The 17,254-nt window shown below is 69.5% G+C and carries 10 protein-coding genes; 6 read left to right on the forward strand and 4 right to left on the reverse strand.

Annotated elements, in window-relative coordinates; all coding sequences use genetic code 11:
- Positions 1 to 192 precede the first annotated feature (192 nt).
- Together IE212_RS22320 and IE212_RS22325 are read left to right on the forward strand one after the other, a co-directional pair.
- Positions 193 to 2,625 (forward strand): SpoIIE family protein phosphatase, encoded by a 2,433-nt coding sequence (locus IE212_RS22320; protein WP_190199669.1) that lies wholly within the window; start codon positions 193 to 195, stop codon positions 2,623 to 2,625.
- Between the two features lie 397 nt (positions 2,626 to 3,022).
- The gene (locus IE212_RS22325) at positions 3,023 to 3,724 is read left to right on the forward strand and encodes a hypothetical protein (protein WP_190199670.1); all 702 of its coding nucleotides are present in this window, start codon (positions 3,023 to 3,025) and stop codon (positions 3,722 to 3,724) included.
- Positions 3,725 to 3,963: 239 nt separating this feature from the next.
- Here the strand turns inward: IE212_RS22325 and IE212_RS22330 are convergent, their stop codons facing one another.
- On the reverse strand, positions 3,964 to 5,433 hold the full coding sequence (locus IE212_RS22330; protein ID WP_190199671.1) for a non-reducing end alpha-L-arabinofuranosidase family hydrolase: 1,470 nt from the start codon (positions 5,431 to 5,433) through the stop codon (positions 3,964 to 3,966).
- 567 nt (positions 5,434 to 6,000) lie between these two features.
- Between IE212_RS22330 and IE212_RS22335 the strand changes: the two genes are divergently transcribed.
- The 4 genes from IE212_RS22335 (at position 6,001) to IE212_RS22350 (ending at position 13,731) form a co-directional block, all read left to right on the forward strand.
- Entirely contained in the window at positions 6,001 to 7,431 is a 1,431-nt protein-coding gene (locus IE212_RS22335; protein WP_190199672.1) for an endo-1,4-beta-xylanase, read from the forward strand.
- Between the two features lie 100 nt (positions 7,432 to 7,531).
- Entirely contained in the window at positions 7,532 to 8,833 is a 1,302-nt protein-coding gene (locus IE212_RS22340; RefSeq protein WP_190199688.1) for an RICIN domain-containing protein, read from the forward strand.
- Between the two features lie 324 nt (positions 8,834 to 9,157).
- Complete coding sequence (locus IE212_RS22345) at positions 9,158 to 11,995, forward strand: ricin-type beta-trefoil lectin domain protein (protein WP_190199673.1); 2,838 nt, start codon at positions 9,158 to 9,160, stop codon at positions 11,993 to 11,995.
- Between the two features lie 29 nt (positions 11,996 to 12,024).
- Entirely contained in the window at positions 12,025 to 13,731 is a 1,707-nt protein-coding gene (locus IE212_RS22350; protein WP_190199674.1) for a ThuA domain-containing protein, read from the forward strand.
- Positions 13,732 to 13,787: 56 nt separating this feature from the next.
- Here the strand turns inward: IE212_RS22350 and IE212_RS22355 are convergent, their stop codons facing one another.
- The 3 genes from IE212_RS22355 to IE212_RS22365 form a co-directional block, all read right to left on the reverse strand.
- Entirely contained in the window at positions 13,788 to 14,738 is a 951-nt protein-coding gene (locus tag IE212_RS22355) for an extracellular catalytic domain type 1 short-chain-length polyhydroxyalkanoate depolymerase (RefSeq protein WP_190199675.1), read from the reverse strand.
- A 17-nt stretch (positions 14,739 to 14,755) separates the two neighbouring features.
- Complete coding sequence (locus tag IE212_RS22360) at positions 14,756 to 16,102, reverse strand: ricin-type beta-trefoil lectin domain protein (protein WP_190199676.1); 1,347 nt, start codon at positions 16,100 to 16,102, stop codon at positions 14,756 to 14,758.
- Positions 16,103 to 16,135: 33 nt separating this feature from the next.
- Positions 16,136 to 17,254: arabinofuranosidase catalytic domain-containing protein (locus IE212_RS22365; protein WP_229864512.1), on the reverse strand; the 1,119-nt coding region annotated here is incomplete at its 5' end.

Raw genomic sequence — 17,254 nt, forward strand, 5'->3', positions numbered from 1 at the left:
CCCCGCGCCGCTACGCTTGAGAGCGCTCCCACGGACTGTCTGCGACGGACTGCAGGACGTCTCCTCGTCCCCGACAAGCCTGTGGGCGGCCGGGGCCGGTTGAGCGAGGTGGGCCGCGGCGGGATGCTGAAGGCAGCGCCCTTCACACGTGACGCAGGCCGTGCAGGCGCGGGAGCGAGGTCGGGACACCTCATGGACAACCAACCCGGCAGGACCACAGGGACAGGCGGCGCGGCGGTGCCCGAGGACTTCGCCGTCGTCATCGACGCCCGTGGCGCCGTGATGGTGTGGAGCGCGGGAGCCGGGCGGCTGCTCGGGTACGAGCCCGAGGAGGTGGTGGGCCGACCGGCCGCCCACCTCCTTTCCGTGCGGCTGCCCCTCGCCATGCGGCGCCACGTGGCCGCCGGCGAACCGTGGACGAGTGATGTGGGGCTGCGGAAGCGGGACGGAGACCGTGTCAAGGTGCAGCTGCGGGGCACCCCGCTGGCGGACGCGGACGGCAGGACGGCCTGGGTCGTCACTCCGGCGGCCGTGACATATCCGGCCGGGCCGGCCGACACGGAGACCACGGAGCTGTGGGACCTCACACTCGCCCAACTCCCACTGCCGGTGGCCGTCTACGACCGTGAGGCGCGGTTCGTGACCTGCAACCAGGTGATGAGCCGTGCCATGGGGCTCACCCAGGAGGAGATGAGAGGCAAGACGCTGTGGGAGATCTATCCCGCCCCGCCCCTGGACGAGATCGACCGCCTTCAGCGGCAGGTGGTGCGCACCGGCGAGACGATCGTTCGCGAGGAGCAGCCCTTCCGGGCCTCCGGTGAGATCCGCGATCACGCGTGGTCGGTCTTCCTCTCCCCGCTGAAGAACCGGGCAGGGGAGGTGCTGGGAATGTCGGCGCTGGTGATCGACATCACCGGGCAGTACTGGGCCCGGCGCCGCCTGGCGGTGCTCAACGACGCCAGTGCGCGTATCGGCAGCACCCTGGACGTGGCCCGGACGGCCGCAGAACTGGCCGAGGTGGCGGTGGACGGGTTCGCCGACTTCGTCACCGTCGACCTGCTGGAGTCGGTCGTCCAGGGCCATGAGCCGCAACCGATACCGCCCGGCACCAGGGTCGTCTTCCGCCGCACCGCGCAACGGTCGGTGCTGCGGGGCTGTCCGGAATCCGTGGTCCCGGAGGGTGACACCGACGTCTACCCGCCCGGTTCGCCACCTGCTCAGGCACTGACCACAGGCCGGGGAGCCTACTACCGGGTGGGCGACCCGCTGCTGCGCGAGTGGTCGACGGCCCACCCGGCACGCGCCGAAAGCGTGCGCAGATACGGGATCCACGCGGTGATGATGGTGCCGCTGCGTGCGAGGGGCGTCACCCTGGGCGTGATGCACCTGCTCCGGCACCGCACCGCGGATGCCTTCGGTGAGGACGACCTGGTGCTCGCCGAGGAGATCGCCGCACGGGCTGCGCTGAGCATCGACAACGCCCGCCGCTACACCCGCGAGCGCCACACCGCCATCACCCTCCAGCGCAGCCTCCTGCCGGCGGGGCCACCCCGAGCGCCGGCGCTGGACCTCGCCCACCGGTACTTCCCCGCCGGTTCCGGGAACGAGATCGGCGGCGACTGGTTCGACGTCATCGCACTGTCCGGCGGCCGGGTCGCGCTGGTGGTGGGCGACGTCGTGGGCCAAGGGGTGCACGCATCGGCCACGATGGGCCGCCTGCGCACCGCGGTACGCACCCTCGCCGACGCCGACTTCGCGCCCGACGAGCTGCTCACCCGGCTGGACGACCTGGTCATCCGCCTCGACCGGGAGGAGGGCCCGGACACCCGAGGGCAGGGAGAGGAGACCTCGGGGGAGGTCGGGGCCACCTGCCTCTACGCCGTCTACGACCCCGTCGCCGGCCGGTGCGACATCGCCCGGGCCGGGCATCCGCCACCCGTCCTGGTGAGACCCGACGGGACCGCACACGTCCTGGACCTGCCCGCCGGGCCGCCGCTCGGCCTGGGCGGACTGCCCTTCGAGGCCGCCCAGTTCGACGTGGACGAAGGCTGCACGCTCGCCCTCTACACCGACGGCCTGGTCGAGACCCCGGGGCGTGACATCGACGTCGGACTGGAGCTGCTGAACGAGGCGCTGCGGCGCCCGTCCGCCGACCTCGAGGAGGCCTGCGAGGAGGTGCTGCGCAAGGTGCGTGCCGAACCCGCGGCCGACGACATCGTCCTGCTCCTGGCCCGCCCCCGTCGTCTCGGGGCCGACCAGGTACGTGTCTGGCAGCTGCCCGTGCGGCCCACGGCCGTCGCCGGGGCCCGCCGGATGGCGAGTGAACAACTCGCCGCCTGGGGACTGGCCGAGCTCGAGTTCACCACCGAGCTGATCGTCAGCGAGCTGGTCACCAACGCCATCCGGTACGGCAGCGCACCCATCGAGCTGCGGCTCATCCGCGCCGGGGTACTCGTCTGCGAGGTCTCCGACGGCAGCAGCGCCGCCCCGCACCTGCGGCGGGCCAGGGTCTTCGACGAGGGAGGACGCGGACTGCTGCTCGTCGCCCAGGTCGCCGAGCGCTGGGGCAGCCGTCATACCCCGGCAGGCAAGACGATCTGGGCCGAACAGCCCTTGCCGGATTGACGGCCCCGGCGCTGCCGGCGCAGTCGGTGTCCAACGGCGGGGCCGAGCGACTCGCGTACCGGCCGAGGCCGCCGAAGCAGTGGCTTGCGCATGACGAGGCTGACGACCGTGTCGACCCGGTGGGGCAAGGGGATCGCCGGAATGAGCGCCTGCTGCGTGCCGCCGCCGGCCGTTCCGGCCGCGTCCTCGGGCCGAGGTGCAGCCAGGGCCGGGCCCGGCGACCATGGAGATCAGGGACAGTGCCGGGAGGAGACACACGCACCGGGAAGTCCGCCCTCCACCGTCACCTGGTTGCAGGCGCGCGCTGAACCGACGAGTTCGGCGCACCGGTTTCCTCCCCCCATCGCCCCGGGCCCGCCGACGGCAGGCCCTCCCCTCGGCCACCAGGGAGGAAGCAATGCCCGCGCAGTGCACAAGCCGACAGCGGCCGGTGACCCGGCTGCTCCCCTTCGCGGCAGCCTCCGCCGGGCTGGCGCTCTACGCGCGGTGGATCCGCCCGCGTCTGCTGACCTGGGGTGCGACCCGGGACGAGATCGCCGACGCCTACCCCGGCGACGAGCTCGTCCCCGACCCCGACGGCACGTCGACGATGGCCACGACCCTTCCGGCCACCCCCGAGACGGTCTGGGCCTGGCTGGTGCAGATGGGATACGACCGCGGCGGCTGGTACAGCTGGGACTGGCTGGACCACTACGGGGAACCCAGCGCCGACCGCATCGTGCCCGAGTGGCAGGACCTCGAAGAGGGACAGCGTCTGACCACGGCCCGCGGCAGCCGGTCCTGGTTCACCGTGGCCCGACTGGAGCCGAACCGGACCTTGGTGCTGCGGTCGGATCTGGACGTGCCTTCCGGCCGCTCCTTCGATCCGCAGACCGACCCGCTGCCGCGGGCCCGGGTCGACGGGATCTGGGGATTCCATCTGCGGCCGACGTCCGACGGCGGAACCCGTCTGATAGTCCGCACGCGCGGTACGGGCCGCCCACGGCCGCTCACCCGGCCGTTCGACCTGCTGCTGTGGGAGCCCGCGCACTTCATCATGCAGACCCGTCAGTTCCACAACTTGCGCACCAGGGCCGGCGGGGAATTGCTCGTGGCCTGACGAGCCGCCTGCGCGCCGGTGCTGGGCGCAGGCACGGCCATTGCGGCCTCCAAGGGGGCCGCAATGGCCGTACCCAGTTGCACCATGTGGCGTGCCCGGTGGCGATCTTGCCCCGACGAGCGTTGCCCGGCGGCGTTCAGTCGCCGTATGAGCGCCGGCGTCGCCGTCCTACCGGGCGGGCCCGGTCGTCCGCCGGGCCCGCCACGCCGGCTCCATACCGCCGGACCAGTGTCATGCCGTCAGCGCTGCTGAGTCAGCAGACCCGGACGGTAGGGCAGGAGGCCGTAGTCGCCGCCCGAGTTGGGGCTGCGCCCCTGGTAGAGCAACTGCAGACGGCACGGATCGACGGTCATGGTCTGGTCGGGGCCGGTGCGGATCAGTTCACCGTGGCTGATGTCGTTGGTCCAGGTGGCGCCGCTGTTGGCCTTGCCGGCGAAGGGATTGCTCTCGGTCGCGGCCTGAGGTGTCCATGAGCCGTTCAGACTGGTGGCCGTGAAGGATCGGAAGTAGCGGTGGCCCTGTGCGCCGATCGCCTCGACGATCATGAGGTAGCGGTTCTGGCCCTGCAGCTTGTAGACCTGCGGCGCTTCGAACAGGTTGTTGGTGGTGTCGCTCATGACCACTGTCGAGGACGCTCCGAAGCTGCCCGGGAAGTTCCCGATCGGCATGCTGGCCCGGTAGATCTTGCCGTTGTCACCGGCGAAGAACAGGTACATGTTCGTCCCGTCACCGATGAGCGTCTGGTCGATGGGTCCGGTGCCGGAGCCGGAGATGCTTCCGGAGAAGAGCACCTGCTGGGGCGACCAGCCATTGGGGTTGGTGGGGTCGCTCGACGTCCGGTAGGAGAAGGCGGTCCCGCCCCACTGGTAGGCGAGCACCCAGATGTTCTTCGGCGCGAAGTAGAAGAGCGTGGGCGCGACGGTGGATGCCGACATCGTGTTCTGGCTGGCCGAGGCCATCTCCGACCAGTTGGTGAACAGGCCGAAGTTCATCGAACCCCACTTCGTCCCCGTGTCGTGCGTCGTCGCATAGACGAGTTGCCTGCCGTTGTAGGGGACGACGGTGAAGTCCTTGAGCGAGACCCACCCCGGCTTGGGCTGCGCCAGCGCGCCCGTCGAGGTCCAGCGGTAGGTCGACGGAAGGTCACACGCCCCGGGGGTGTCGGCGCCGACCTTGACGAGCTGCCACTGCTGGTTGGCGCCGCCCCAGTCGTCGTACTGGACGATGTTCGCGTCGTCGGCGGTGGCTGCGCCCTGTACTTCGAGGGCCTTGTTGCTGTGGCGCGCGATGAGCCTCACATAGCCGTCCGAGCTGTCGGCCAGCCGCCACTGCTGGTTGGTGCCGTTCAGGTCGGCCCACTGGACGATCGAGGCACCGTTCGCGGTGGACCGGCTCTGGACGTCCAGCACCTTGCCCGAGTGGCGGGACTTGATGCGGTAGTAGCCGCCCCCGGAATCGACGAACTGCCACTGCTGCTGGCTCTGATCGTTCCTGGTCCACTGGGTGATGCGGGCGCCGTCGTTGGTCGCCATGTTGTACAGATCCAGGGCCTTGCCGCTGTTGCGGTTGACCAGCACGTACGAGGCGTTGGGGTCTATGGTCGCCGCGCCGGCGGGCTGGGCGCCGAGGAAGGTGGCGACGAGCAGCAAGGGCGGGAGGACGGCGAGTAAGCGTCTTGGGCGGACCGGGGGTGCGAGGCGAAACCGCATCAGAGGGGCCTCCTTGGGGCGGGTGAGGTGACGCCGGTGAACCGGGAGCGGCCGTTCCTGGGGGCAGTGTCGAAACTTTCGGATAACTGTCCGAACCTTTGAGGCCACAAGCTAGGAACGCGGCGCCCACTGGTCAAGGCCTGTCGCTGATCTGTCCGCAAACAGTTCCTCCCGGCACTCCGGGAAGATCGCGATGGGCACGCGACCCCATGGGTTCGAGGGATTCCGAAAGTTGCGTATGTCGAGCGGAAACTTTCTCCGTGGGGAGTATTGACGACTACCGTCAATCCCTCAATCATCCGTCACTGGGTGAACGACGACCCGAGTCAGAGATTCCGAATCCGCATCTGCGCCGCGTCGGCGCTGAGCGAACTGTGCTGCACGGCGGATCCACGCACCGAAGCACCTGCGCCACCCCCCACGTTCCGGTGAGGACGTCGAAACACCGCCACCCGCCGTACCGCGCTGCCCGGGTTCCGGCCCACCCCGTCCGTCTGCCGAAGGGGACGGACGACGCGTCCCCCTGCGCTTCAGTCCTTCCGCGATGTCTACCTTGGAGGCACAGTCATGGGCTCGTATGCCCTTACCAGACCCCTGATCGGCCGGAAGATCCGCGGCTTGCTGCCGGCGCTGGTCGTCGGCGTACTCGGTGCGGCCGGCGCCCTGGTCGCGCCGCCGGCCGCCAACGCCGCCGAGAACACGCTCGGCGCCGCGGCGGCGCAGAGCGGCCGCTACTTCGGCACCGCCATCGCCTCGGGCAGGCTGGGCGACTCGGCGTACACGGCGATCGCGAGCCGTGAGTTCAACTCGGTGACGGCCGAGAACGAGATGAAGATCGACGCCACCGAACCGCAGCGGGGTCAGTTCAACTTCGCCGCCGGTGACCGGGTCTACAACTGGGCGGTGCAGAACGGCAAGCAGGTGCGCGGCCACACCCTGGCCTGGCACTCCCAGCAGCCCGGCTGGATGCAGAGCCTCAGCGGCAGCGCACTGCGCCAGGCGATGATCGGCCACATCAACGGCGTGATGGCCCACTACAAGGGCAAGATCGCCCAGTGGGACGTCGTGAACGAGGCCTTCGCCGACGGTAATTCGGGAGCCCGGCGCGACTCCAACCTGCAGCGCACCGGCAACGACTGGATCGAGGTCGCCTTCCGCACCGCGCGCGCCGCCGACCCGGCCGCCAAGCTCTGCTACAACGACTACAACGTCGAGAACTGGACCTGGGCCAAGACCCAGGCCATGTACGCCATGGTCCGGGACTTCAAGCAGCGCGGCGTACCGATCGACTGCGTCGGGTTCCAGTCGCACTTCAACAGCGGCAGCCCCTACAACAGCAACTTCCGCACCACCCTGCAGAACTTCGCCGCCCTCGGCGTCGACGTGGCCATCACCGAACTCGACATCCAGGGCGCCCCGGCCACGACCTACGCCAACGTGACCAACGACTGCCTGGCCGTCCCGCGCTGCCTCGGCATCACCGTCTGGGGTGTGCGCGACACCGACTCCTGGCGAGCGGAGCAGACGCCTCTGCTGTTCAACGGCAACGGCAGCAAGAAGCCCGCCTACACCGCCGTCCTCAACGCCCTCAACGGCGGTACCACCACGCCTCCTGCGGATTCCGGGCAGATCAAGGGCGTCGCGTCGGGCCGCTGCCTGGACGTGCCCGGCAGCAGCACCACCGACGGCACCCAGCTCCACCTGTGGGACTGCCACAACGGCACCAACCAGCAGTGGACGTACACCGCCGCCGGTGAACTCAGGGTCTACGGCGACAAGTGCCTGGACGCCGCCGGCACGGGCAACGGCAGCAAGGTCCAGATCTACGGCTGCTGGGGCGGCGACAACCAGAAATGGCGCCTCAACTCCGACGGATCCATCGTCGGCGTCCAGTCCGGCCTCTGCCTCGACGCCGTCTCAGGCGGTACCGGCAACGGCACCCTGATCCAGCTCTACTCCTGCTCGAACAGCGGCAACCAACGCTGGACCCGCACCTGATGGGACCTGCCACCGACGAAAGGGTGAATCGATGAAGGACTACGGTGCGGTAGCCCCCGCCCCTCCACCCCGGCATCGCTGGTGGTCCCGGGTCGCCGGCCTGGTGGCGTCGACTCTGGCGATCGGCATGCTCACCGCGGTGAATCCGGAGCCCGCCGAGGCGGCGACCGTGGACACCAACGCCTGGTACGTCCTGGTCAATCGCAACAGCGGCAAGGCGCTGGACGTCTCCGGCACGTCCACCGCCGACGGCGCGCGGGTCGGCCAGTGGACGCGCCATGACGGCACGAATCAGCAGTGGCAGTTCGTGGACTCCGGCGACGGCTTCTACCGCCTCAAGGCCCGGCACTCGGACAAGGTCCTCGACGTGGCGGGCGCCTCCACCGCGGACGGTGCCGCGATCCAGCAGTGGACCGACCACGGGGGAGCCAACCAGCAGTTCCGCCTGGCCGACTCCGACGGGGACCACGTCCGGCTGATCAACCGCACCAGCAGCAAGGCGGTGGAGGTGCAGGGCGGCTCCACCGCCGACGGAGGCAACGTCGTCCAGTACACCGACCGGGGCGGCGCCAACCAGCAATGGCAGATGGTCAAGCTGTCGTCCGGTGGCGGCGGCGGATGCGGCAGCGCACCGGCTCTGGCGAGCGGTACACACACGATTCAGAGCGGCGGCAAGGCCCGCAGCTTCATCCTCAGGGTCCCCGCCAACTACGACAACAGCCGCCGCTACCGGTTGATCTTCGCGTTCCACTGGCGGGGCGGAACCGCAGGCGACGTCGCCTCGGGCGGCACGAGCGGGACCGCCTGGTCCTACTACGGCCAACAGGAACAGTCGAACAACTCCGCGATCCTCGTCGCCCCCCAGGGCCTCGGCAACGGCTGGGCGAACACGAACGGTGAGGACGTCACCTTCGTCGACGACATGATCCGGCGCATCGAGGGCGGCCTCTGCGTCAACCCGGCACAGCGTTTCGCCACGGGATTCAGCTGGGGCGGCGGTATGAGCTACGCACTCGCATGCAGCCGCGCGAACGTCTTCAGGGCCGTCGCGGTGATCTCCGGCGCCCAGATCAGCGGGTGCAGCGGCGGTACCCAGCCCATCGCCTACTTCGGGATCCACGGCGTCAGCGACTCCGTCCTCAACATCGGTCAAGGACGGTCCCTGCGCGACAAATTCGTCGGCAACAACGGCTGCACGCCCCAGAGCCCGCGCGAGCCCGCGCCGGGCAGCCGGACGCACATCACCACCACCTACTCGGGCTGCCGTGCCGGATACCCGGTCCAATGGGCCGCGTTCGACGGCGGCCACGGGCCCGGCCCGGTGGACGGATCCCCCGGCGAGAACGGTGTCACCACCTGGACCAAGGCTGAGATCTGGAGGTTCTTCGCACAGTTCCAGTGACATCCGCGCACCACGGAGTGGAGCCGGGATCAGCCTCGCTCCACTCCGTGGACGTCTGCCAAGGGCCCTGGAAGAAGCCGGAGTGTGGACACATTGAGCTGAAGTCTTCTAGCCTTGTCGGCAGACCGTCACGGTCGTCGATGTGACCCGACAGCGCGGTAGCCATCGACTTCTACCCTTTCCGAGCTGTTGCCCCCGCTCGGCGTAGTGGCCCGCTGGAGGACACCCAGCGGGCCGAAGAGGCGACATCCCGCTACGGCATCGGCGCGGCAGCGCGCGCCCCAAGCCTGGCAGCCACCTGTTCAGGAAGGGGACTGCATTGTCATGTTCATGAAATTGCCTGCAATCGCGCGTTGGCAGGCCATCGGTTCGGCTCTGCTCCTGATCGCGGCCGCTCTCGTCGCGGCCTTGTCCAGTGCGTCCCCGGCCTCGGCGCACCCGATCAACCCCGCCGACTTCCAGCAGGTCCAACTGGCCCGCGGGGTCCCGGAGGTCGGGGAGCCGATGTCGCTGGCCGTACTAGCCGACCGGTCGGTGCTGCACACCGCTCGCAACGGGACCGTGCGCCGCACGGAGGCCAACGGCACCACCACGGTGATCGGCACCATCCCCGTGTACACGCACGACGAGGACGGCCTGCAGGGCATCGGCATCGACCCGGGCTTCGCCACCAACCGGCACATCTACCTCTACTACGCCCCGCCCCTGTCCACGCCGGGCGGCGACGCACCGACCACCGGCGGCAACTGGTCGGCGTGGCAGGGTGTCAACCGGCTTTCCCGGTTCACGCTCAACGCCGACTTCACGCTCAACCAGTCAAGCAGAGTGGACATCCTCGACGTGCAGGCCGACCGCGGTATCTGCTGCCACGCCGGCGGAGACATCGACTTCGACGCGGCAGGCAACCTGTACCTGTCCACAGGCGACGACACCAACCCGTTCGAGTCCGCCGGATACTCCCCACTCGACGAGCGGACCAACCGCAACCCGGCGTTCGACGCGCAGCGCACCGCCGCCAACACCAACGACCTGCGCGGCAAGATCTTACGCATCAAGGTGAACGAGAACGGGTCGTACTCGATCCCGGCAGGCAACATGTTCCCGCCCGGCACGGCCAGGACCCGGCCGGAGATCTACGCGATGGGCCTGCGCAACCCGTTCCGGATGAGCGTGGACAAGGCCACCGGCGTCGTCTACGTCGGCGACTACGGCCCCGATGCCGGCGCCACCTCGGCGCGCGGGCCCCAGGGCCAGGTCGAGTTCAACCGCGTCACCGGCCCGGGCTTCTACGGCTGGCCGTACTGCACCGGCACGAACACGAGCTCCGAGACGTACGCCGAGTGGGACTTCGCCACCAACACGGCAGGCGCGAAGTACAACTGCTCGGGCGGGCCGACGAACAACTCGTTCCGCAATACCGGCTTGAGCGCGCTGCCCCCCGCCAAGGCTGCCTGGATCCGCTACGGCGGCGAGGCCGGCAGCCCGCCGGCGTTCGGCGGCGGCTCGGAGTCGCCGATGGCGGGCCCGGTGTACCGGTACGACCCCGACGCCGGCTCGCCCACGAAGTTCCCGCAGTCGTTCGACGGGCAGTTCTTCGCCACGGAGTTCGGCCGCGGCTGGATCAAGCCGATCCACCTCAACGCCGACGGCTCCCCGGGGACCATCGACAGCTTCCCCTGGACCGGCAAGCAGGTGATCGACTCGGCGTTCGGCCCGGACGGCTCCTACTACGTGCTGGACTACGGCGCCGGGTCCTACCAGGGCGACCAATACTCTGCCCTGTACCGCTTCGACTACGTCGGCGGCGGCAACCGGGCGCCCACGGCGATGGCCGGCGCCAACCGGACCTCCGGCGCGGCGCCGTTGACCGTGACCTTCTCCTCGGCCGGCTCCTCCGACCCTGACGGTGGTGCACTGACCTACGCGTGGAACTTCGGTGACGGCACCAGCTCCACCGCCGCCAACCCGACGAAGACGTACAACACGAACGGCGATTACACGGCCCGGCTGACCGTGCGCGACCCGCAGGGTGCCACCGGCACCGCCGACGTGCGGATCACCGTCGGCAACACCGCGCCGACCGTGACCATCGACAGCCCCGCCGCGGGGGAGATCTTCGCCTTCGGCGACACCGTGCCGTTCCGTGTCACCGTGGCGGATCCGGAGGACGGCACGGTCGACTGCGCCAAGGTCAAGCTGACGTACATCGTCGGTCACGACAGCCACGGCCACCCGATCACCTCGAAGACCGGCTGCTCCGGCACGGTCACCATCCCGGTCGACGGTGAGCACGACGACGCGGCGAACATCTTCGGGGTCTTCGATGCCGAGTACACCGACAACGCCGGGCTCACCACGCACACGCAGCACATCCTGCAGCCGAAGCACCGGCAGGCCGAGCATCACAAGACAGCGTCCGGCATCGCCGTCTTGGACAAGCCGACCGCCGAGGGCGGCAAGTCCGTTGGTGACATCGAGAACGGCGACTGGATCGCATTCGAGCCGTACAAGCTGAGCAACGCCACGTCGTTCAGCGCCCGGGTGTCGTCAGCCGGCGCGGGCGGCACGCTGCAGGTCCGGGCCGGCTCGCCGACCGGCACGGTCCTCGGCTCCGCCACCGTCCCGGTCACCGGCTCGTGGACGAACTTCACCACCGTGGGCGGCTCGATCTCCGGTGCACCGGCGGGCACCACCAAGCTCTACCTGACCTTCGCCGGCGGCTCCGGATTCCTCTTCGACGTCGACGCGTTCACCTTCGATCCCGGTGGCGGCCCGGCACCCGGCGCGGGTCCGGTCGTCGGGCTCGCGGGCAAGTGTCTGGATGTCCGTGACGGCAGCTCGGCGGATGGGACGGCGGTGCAGATCTCGTCGTGTACGGGCTCGGCGGGGCAGCGGTGGACGGTGACGCCGGGCTCGACGGTCAAGGCGTTGGGCAAGTGCCTGGACGTCAGCGGCAACAGCACGGCGGACGGGGCGAAGGTCCAGTTGTGGTCCTGCAACGGTGGCGCCAACCAGAACTGGCAGGCGCACCCGGACGGGTCGCTGCGCAACCCGCAGTCGGGCAAGTGCCTGGACGTGTCGGGCGCGAGCTCCTCGGACGGCACCCTCGTGCACCTGTGGACCTGCCACGGCGGAGCCAACCAGAAATGGACCCTGCCCTGATTTCTGTCACCAGGAAGAGAGCGACGGACATGCGCAGACAACCCCGAATGCTGCTCGGCGGGGCGGCCGCGACACTCGCCGCCCTGGCCCTCCTCGGGCAGCCCCACCCCGCCAGTGCCGCGGACACGTCCTACGACGTCCTCGTGTTCTCCAAGACGGCCGGTTTCCGGCACGACTCGATACCGGCGGGGATCCAGGCCATCCGCGACCTCGGCGCCGCGAACAGTTTCACGGTGACGGCCACGGAGGACGGCAACCACTTCACCACCGGCAACCTGAGCCGTTACGAGGCGGTGATCTTCCTCAACACCACCGGCGACGTTCTGAACGACGCCCAGCAGTCGGCGTTCCAGTCGTACATCGGCTCAGGCGGCGGCTTCGTCGGCGTCCACTCGGCGGCGGACACGGAGTACAACTGGCCGTTCTACGGTGATCTGGTCGGCGCCTACTTCGCCTCGCACCCCGCCGTCCAGCAGGCCAGGGTCAAGGTGGAGGGGCGGGCGCACGCGGCGACCGCCCACCTGCCGCAGACATGGACCCGCACCGATGAGTGGTACAACTTCCGGACCAACCCCCGTACCACCGCACGTGTGCTCACCACGCTGGACGAGTCGTCGTACTCGGGCGGCTCCATGGGCGCCGACCACCCGCACACCTGGTGCAAGGCCTACTCGGGGGGCCGGTCCTTCTACACCGGCGGCGGGCACAGCCAGGCGTCGTACGCGGACCCGGCGTTCCGGGCTCACCTGCTCGGCGGCATCCGGTACGCGGCGGGCCGGACCAGGGCCGACTGCCGGCCCGAGACCGGTTACACGACTCTCTACAACGGCTCGACCACGGGCTGGTCGCAGGCCGGCCCGGGCGGCTTCACCAACTCGGACGCCACCCTCGCCTCCTACGGCGGCATGGGCATGCTCTGGTACAGCGCCCGGCAGTTCACCAACTACTCGCTGAAGCTGGACTGGAAGATGCCCGGCGACGACAACTCCGGCGTGATCGTGGGCTTCCCACCGTCGAGCGACCCGCAGTCGGCACTGGACGACGGCTACGAGGTCCAGATCGACGCCACCGACGCGCCTGACCGCACGACGGGCTCGATCTACGCCGTCAAGGCCCCGGACACGGCTGCCCGGGACACGGCGCTCAACCCACCGGGTGAGTGGAACACCTTCGAGTTGCTGGTGGAGGGCGAGCGGCTCCAGGTCTGGCTCAATGGCGTGAAGATCAATGACTTCACCAACACCGACCCCGCCCGCTCGCTCGCCGGCCACGTCGGCATCCAGAATCACGGCACGGGGGACGACGTGTCGTTCCGCAACGTCCGGATCAAGGAGCTGGGCGGCGGCCCGGCACCCGGCGCGGGTCCGGTCGTGGGGCCCGCGGGCAAGTGTCTGGATGTCCGTGACGGCAGCTCGGCGGATGGGACGGCGGTGCAGATCTCGTCGTGTACGGGCTCGGCGGGGCAGCGGTGGACGGTGACGCCGGGCTCGACGGTCAAGGCGTTGGGCAAGTGCCTGGACGTCAGCGGCAACAGCACGGCGGACGGGGCGAAGGTCCAGTTGTGGTCCTGCAACGGTGGCGCCAACCAGAACTGGCAGGCGCACCCGGACGGGTCGTTGCGGAACCCGCAGTCGGGCAAGTGCCTGGACGTGTCGGGCGCGAACTCCTCGGACGGCACCCCCGTGCACCTGTGGACCTGCCACGGCGGAGCCAACCAGAAATGGACCCTGCCCTGAGCTGACGCGGCACGCCGGAAGGGCCACCTGCACCTGTGCGGTGGCCCTTCCGGGCTCTATCGAACGCTGGGGTTGACGTTCGTGGGCGGCGTCGCGTCAAGGCCGAAGAAGCGGATGGTTTCCGCGGCCTCGTCCGGCAGACCGTGCCCACGGCCTTGCAGGCTGATCGCCTCGACCGGCGCGGCGCCGCCCGTACCGCCGTAGCGGGTGCGGGTGTAGCCGGCCTTCGGCGAGTCGGTGAACACGGGCCTCTGGCCGAGGCCGTGCACGTTCGTCCACTGCTTGACCTGCTCCCCGAAGTTGGGGTAGCGCAGGACGTCGTCGTTGGTGCCGTGCCAGATCTGCATCCGGGGGCGCGGCCCGGTGTACCCCGGGTAGGCGCCCCGCACCAGGTCACCCCACTGCTGCGGGGTCTTCGTGATCCGCCCCTGGGCACAGTCGGCGTTCCACTCCGAGCCGTTGGCCGTGGCGAAGCAGGCGAACGGCACGCCGGCGATCGAGGCACCCGCGGCGATCACGTCCGGATAGAGGCCGAGCAGGACGTTGGTCATCATCGCCCCGGACGACTCACCGACGGCGAAGATCCTGGTGGGATCCACGGGGTACCGCTGCTTCACGTAGCCGACCATCGACATGATCCCGACCGGGTCACTGCCTCCGCCGCGCCGCAGCGCCTGTGGCGACGCGACGTCCCAGCACTTGCTGCTGCGCGTCACCGACGGGTAGATCACGATGTAGCCGTACCGGTCCGCCAGCGAGGCGTACCGCCTTCCGTTGTGGAAGGCCGGGCCGCTTCCCCCGCAGTAGTGCGAGGCGACCATGACGGGTGGCCGCGCGGCCAGGCGGTCCGGCACGTACAGGTACATGCGCAGGTTCGTCGGGTTGGCGCCGAAGTCGGTGACCTCGACGAGCGAGGCAGCGGCTGCCGGCGACGCGACCGCCGGCCGTCCGAGCGGCACCACAGCGATGGCGAGCACCGTGGCGACCACCATCAGGATCCGTCTCATCTCTGGGCTCCTCGCCTTCACTTGTGCGCCTGCGCTCGCGTCCAGCGCTGGTTGGCGCCGTCGTGGCAGCTCCACACGATGACCGCGGAGCCGCTCGCGGTGCTTGCGCCGTTGACGTCCAGGCACAACCCGTTCCGGCCGTTGCGGATCGTGCCGTTGCTGTTGAAGACCCACTGCTGGTGGGCGCCGCCGTCGCAGTCCTGGATCTGGACCCGCGTGCCGGCGGCGGCGTCGGCTGGGACGTGCACGCACTTGCCCAGCACCTGCAGCGCCGCACCGTTCTGGGTGAACCGCTGGTTGGCGTTGCCGTGGCAGTCCCAGATGATCATCGGTGTGCCGTTGGCCGCGTTTGCGCCGTTGACGTCCAGGCACCGGCCCGAACCCTCGTTGCGCAGGGGGAACGTGGTCGGGGTCGGCGGCGGGGTGGGCGTCGTGCCGTCGAACTGCGTGAAGAAGTTCCACACCACCGCCCGGGTCCACGACCTCTCACCCGGTTCGTAGTCGCCGGCCGATCCATCGACAGGATTGGGAGTATGACCCGCGTCGAACGCGGCCCATGCCACGGGGTAGCCGGCGCGGCACCCCGAGTAGGTCGTGACGACATGCGTGAGGCTGCCCCGTGCCGGCTCCGGCGGGTTCTGGGGAGTGCAGCCGTTGTTCCGCACGAACCTGTCCCGCAGCGAGCGTCCTGTGGCGATCGGGAGCACCGGGTCCCGCAAGCCGTGCAGTCCGATGTACGCGACCGGCTGGGTGCCGCCGTCGCACCCGCTCAACTGCCCGCCCGCGTAGACGGCGACCGCGCGGAACACGGCCGGCCGGGCGCACGCGAGCGCGAAACTCATGCCGCCTCCGTAGCTGAAACCCCCGGCGAAGCGCTGGTTCGTGTCGACACACAGGCCCGCCTCGATCTGCCTGATCATGTCGTCCACGAAGGTCAGATCCTCGCCATTGGAGTTGGCCCAGCCGTTCCCGAGGCCCTGGGGCGCGACGAAGATCGCGCTGTCGTTCGAGATCGCCCGCAAGCCGTAGTACGACCAGGAGTATCCGCTGGTTCCGCCCGAGTCGACGTCGCCCGCGGTACCGCCGTTCCAGTGGAATCCGAAGACCAGTCGGTACGGGCGGTTGCTGTCGTAGTTGGCGGGCACCCGCAGGATGAAGTTCCGTGTCCTGCCGCTGCTCTGAATCGAGCGCGGACCACTCGACAGGGTGGGGGGCTTGCCGCATCCGGCGCTCGCGGCGAGGGAGGGCACCTGGGCGGCGGCGGACGTCGGCGAGATGCCGCTGATGCCGGCCAGGGCGAGTAAGAGCGTGGTGACCACGGCGATCGGTATGCGCCATCGGTGACGGTTGTTGCCTTGTCGCATCACGTTTCTCCATTCCTCCATGGATGTAGCGACTCAGCGGTAGCCGGCGGCGACGATGTTGGCTTGTACCGCGTTCTCCGTTGCGTCGGACGGGTATCCGGACACCATCGCGCCCTCGTAGAAGGTGCCGGCGCTGAGGTTCGCGCCGCCGCCGGGTTTGCAGCAGTCACCACCGCTGCCGAGGATGATGGCGCCCTGCTTCTTCATGGGGCTGTAGCCGGGTGGAAGCGCGCCGTCCCAGAGCGAGGTCAGGCTTCCGGTCTGGGCGTTGCCACCCTTCAGCGCGAAACGGCTCGTCCCGTTGTTCTTCAACATCGCCGTCACGAACTTGCTGGTGAAGGCGCGCTGGTTCGTGTTCCAGGTCTGGCTGCCACCGGAGTAGAGCCCCCACTCGAGGTCGGCCTGGACCCATGGGCCGGTGCCGGCGCACCCGCCGAACCAGCACTGGGTGCTGAAATTGATCGCGTCCATCGCCCCGGCCGCGTCGGCCGCTCGGGTGGTCTCACTGTTGCCGTAGTCGAAGCAGCAGCCGCCGTTGACATGGGTGCCGCTGGTCACCATGTACATGCCTTCAGGGGCGCTGCCGGTCGGCACACCGGTCAGGTGGCCGTCCCGCCAGTAGCTGTTGCCGGGGTTGATGTAGAGCGAGTAGGCCTTGCTGCCGCCGACCGCCAGCGACTCCGACGTCGCGATCGCGGGGCGGCTCTGGTTGGAGCCGGGCACCACACTCGATCCCTGGTACCACAGGTCGTTCCCGCGTCCGGACTGGTCGTAGACGACGGTGATGACACAGGTGGTCCCCGCGCAGAACGAGTCCTGCGTCTTGGCGTCGGCGGCGCCACCCGCGCTCAGGACGCCGATGTTCCGGGTCGTGCTGTCGGACGAGCGCCGGACCTGGTAGAGGTTGCCGTTGTAGGTGCCGTAGAGCGCTCGTACGGTGCTGTGGGCGGCGATGCAGGGGGTGCCGCCCGAGGCGTAGATGTCGCACGTGCCCGCGCCGCCCGGCACCGGCGGGGCCGGCGAGTTCCACTGCTGGTTGGTGCCGCCGTGGCAGGACCAGAGGGTGATCCTGGTGCCGTTGGCGGTGCCGCCGGCGTTGGCGTCGAGGCACAGTCCGGACTGGACGCCGGTGATGGTGCCGTCGGGGTTGAC

Origin of the sequence: Streptomyces djakartensis (assembly GCF_014651075.1) — a bacterium.
Taxonomy (GTDB): domain Bacteria; phylum Actinomycetota; class Actinomycetes; order Streptomycetales; family Streptomycetaceae; genus Streptomyces; species Streptomyces djakartensis.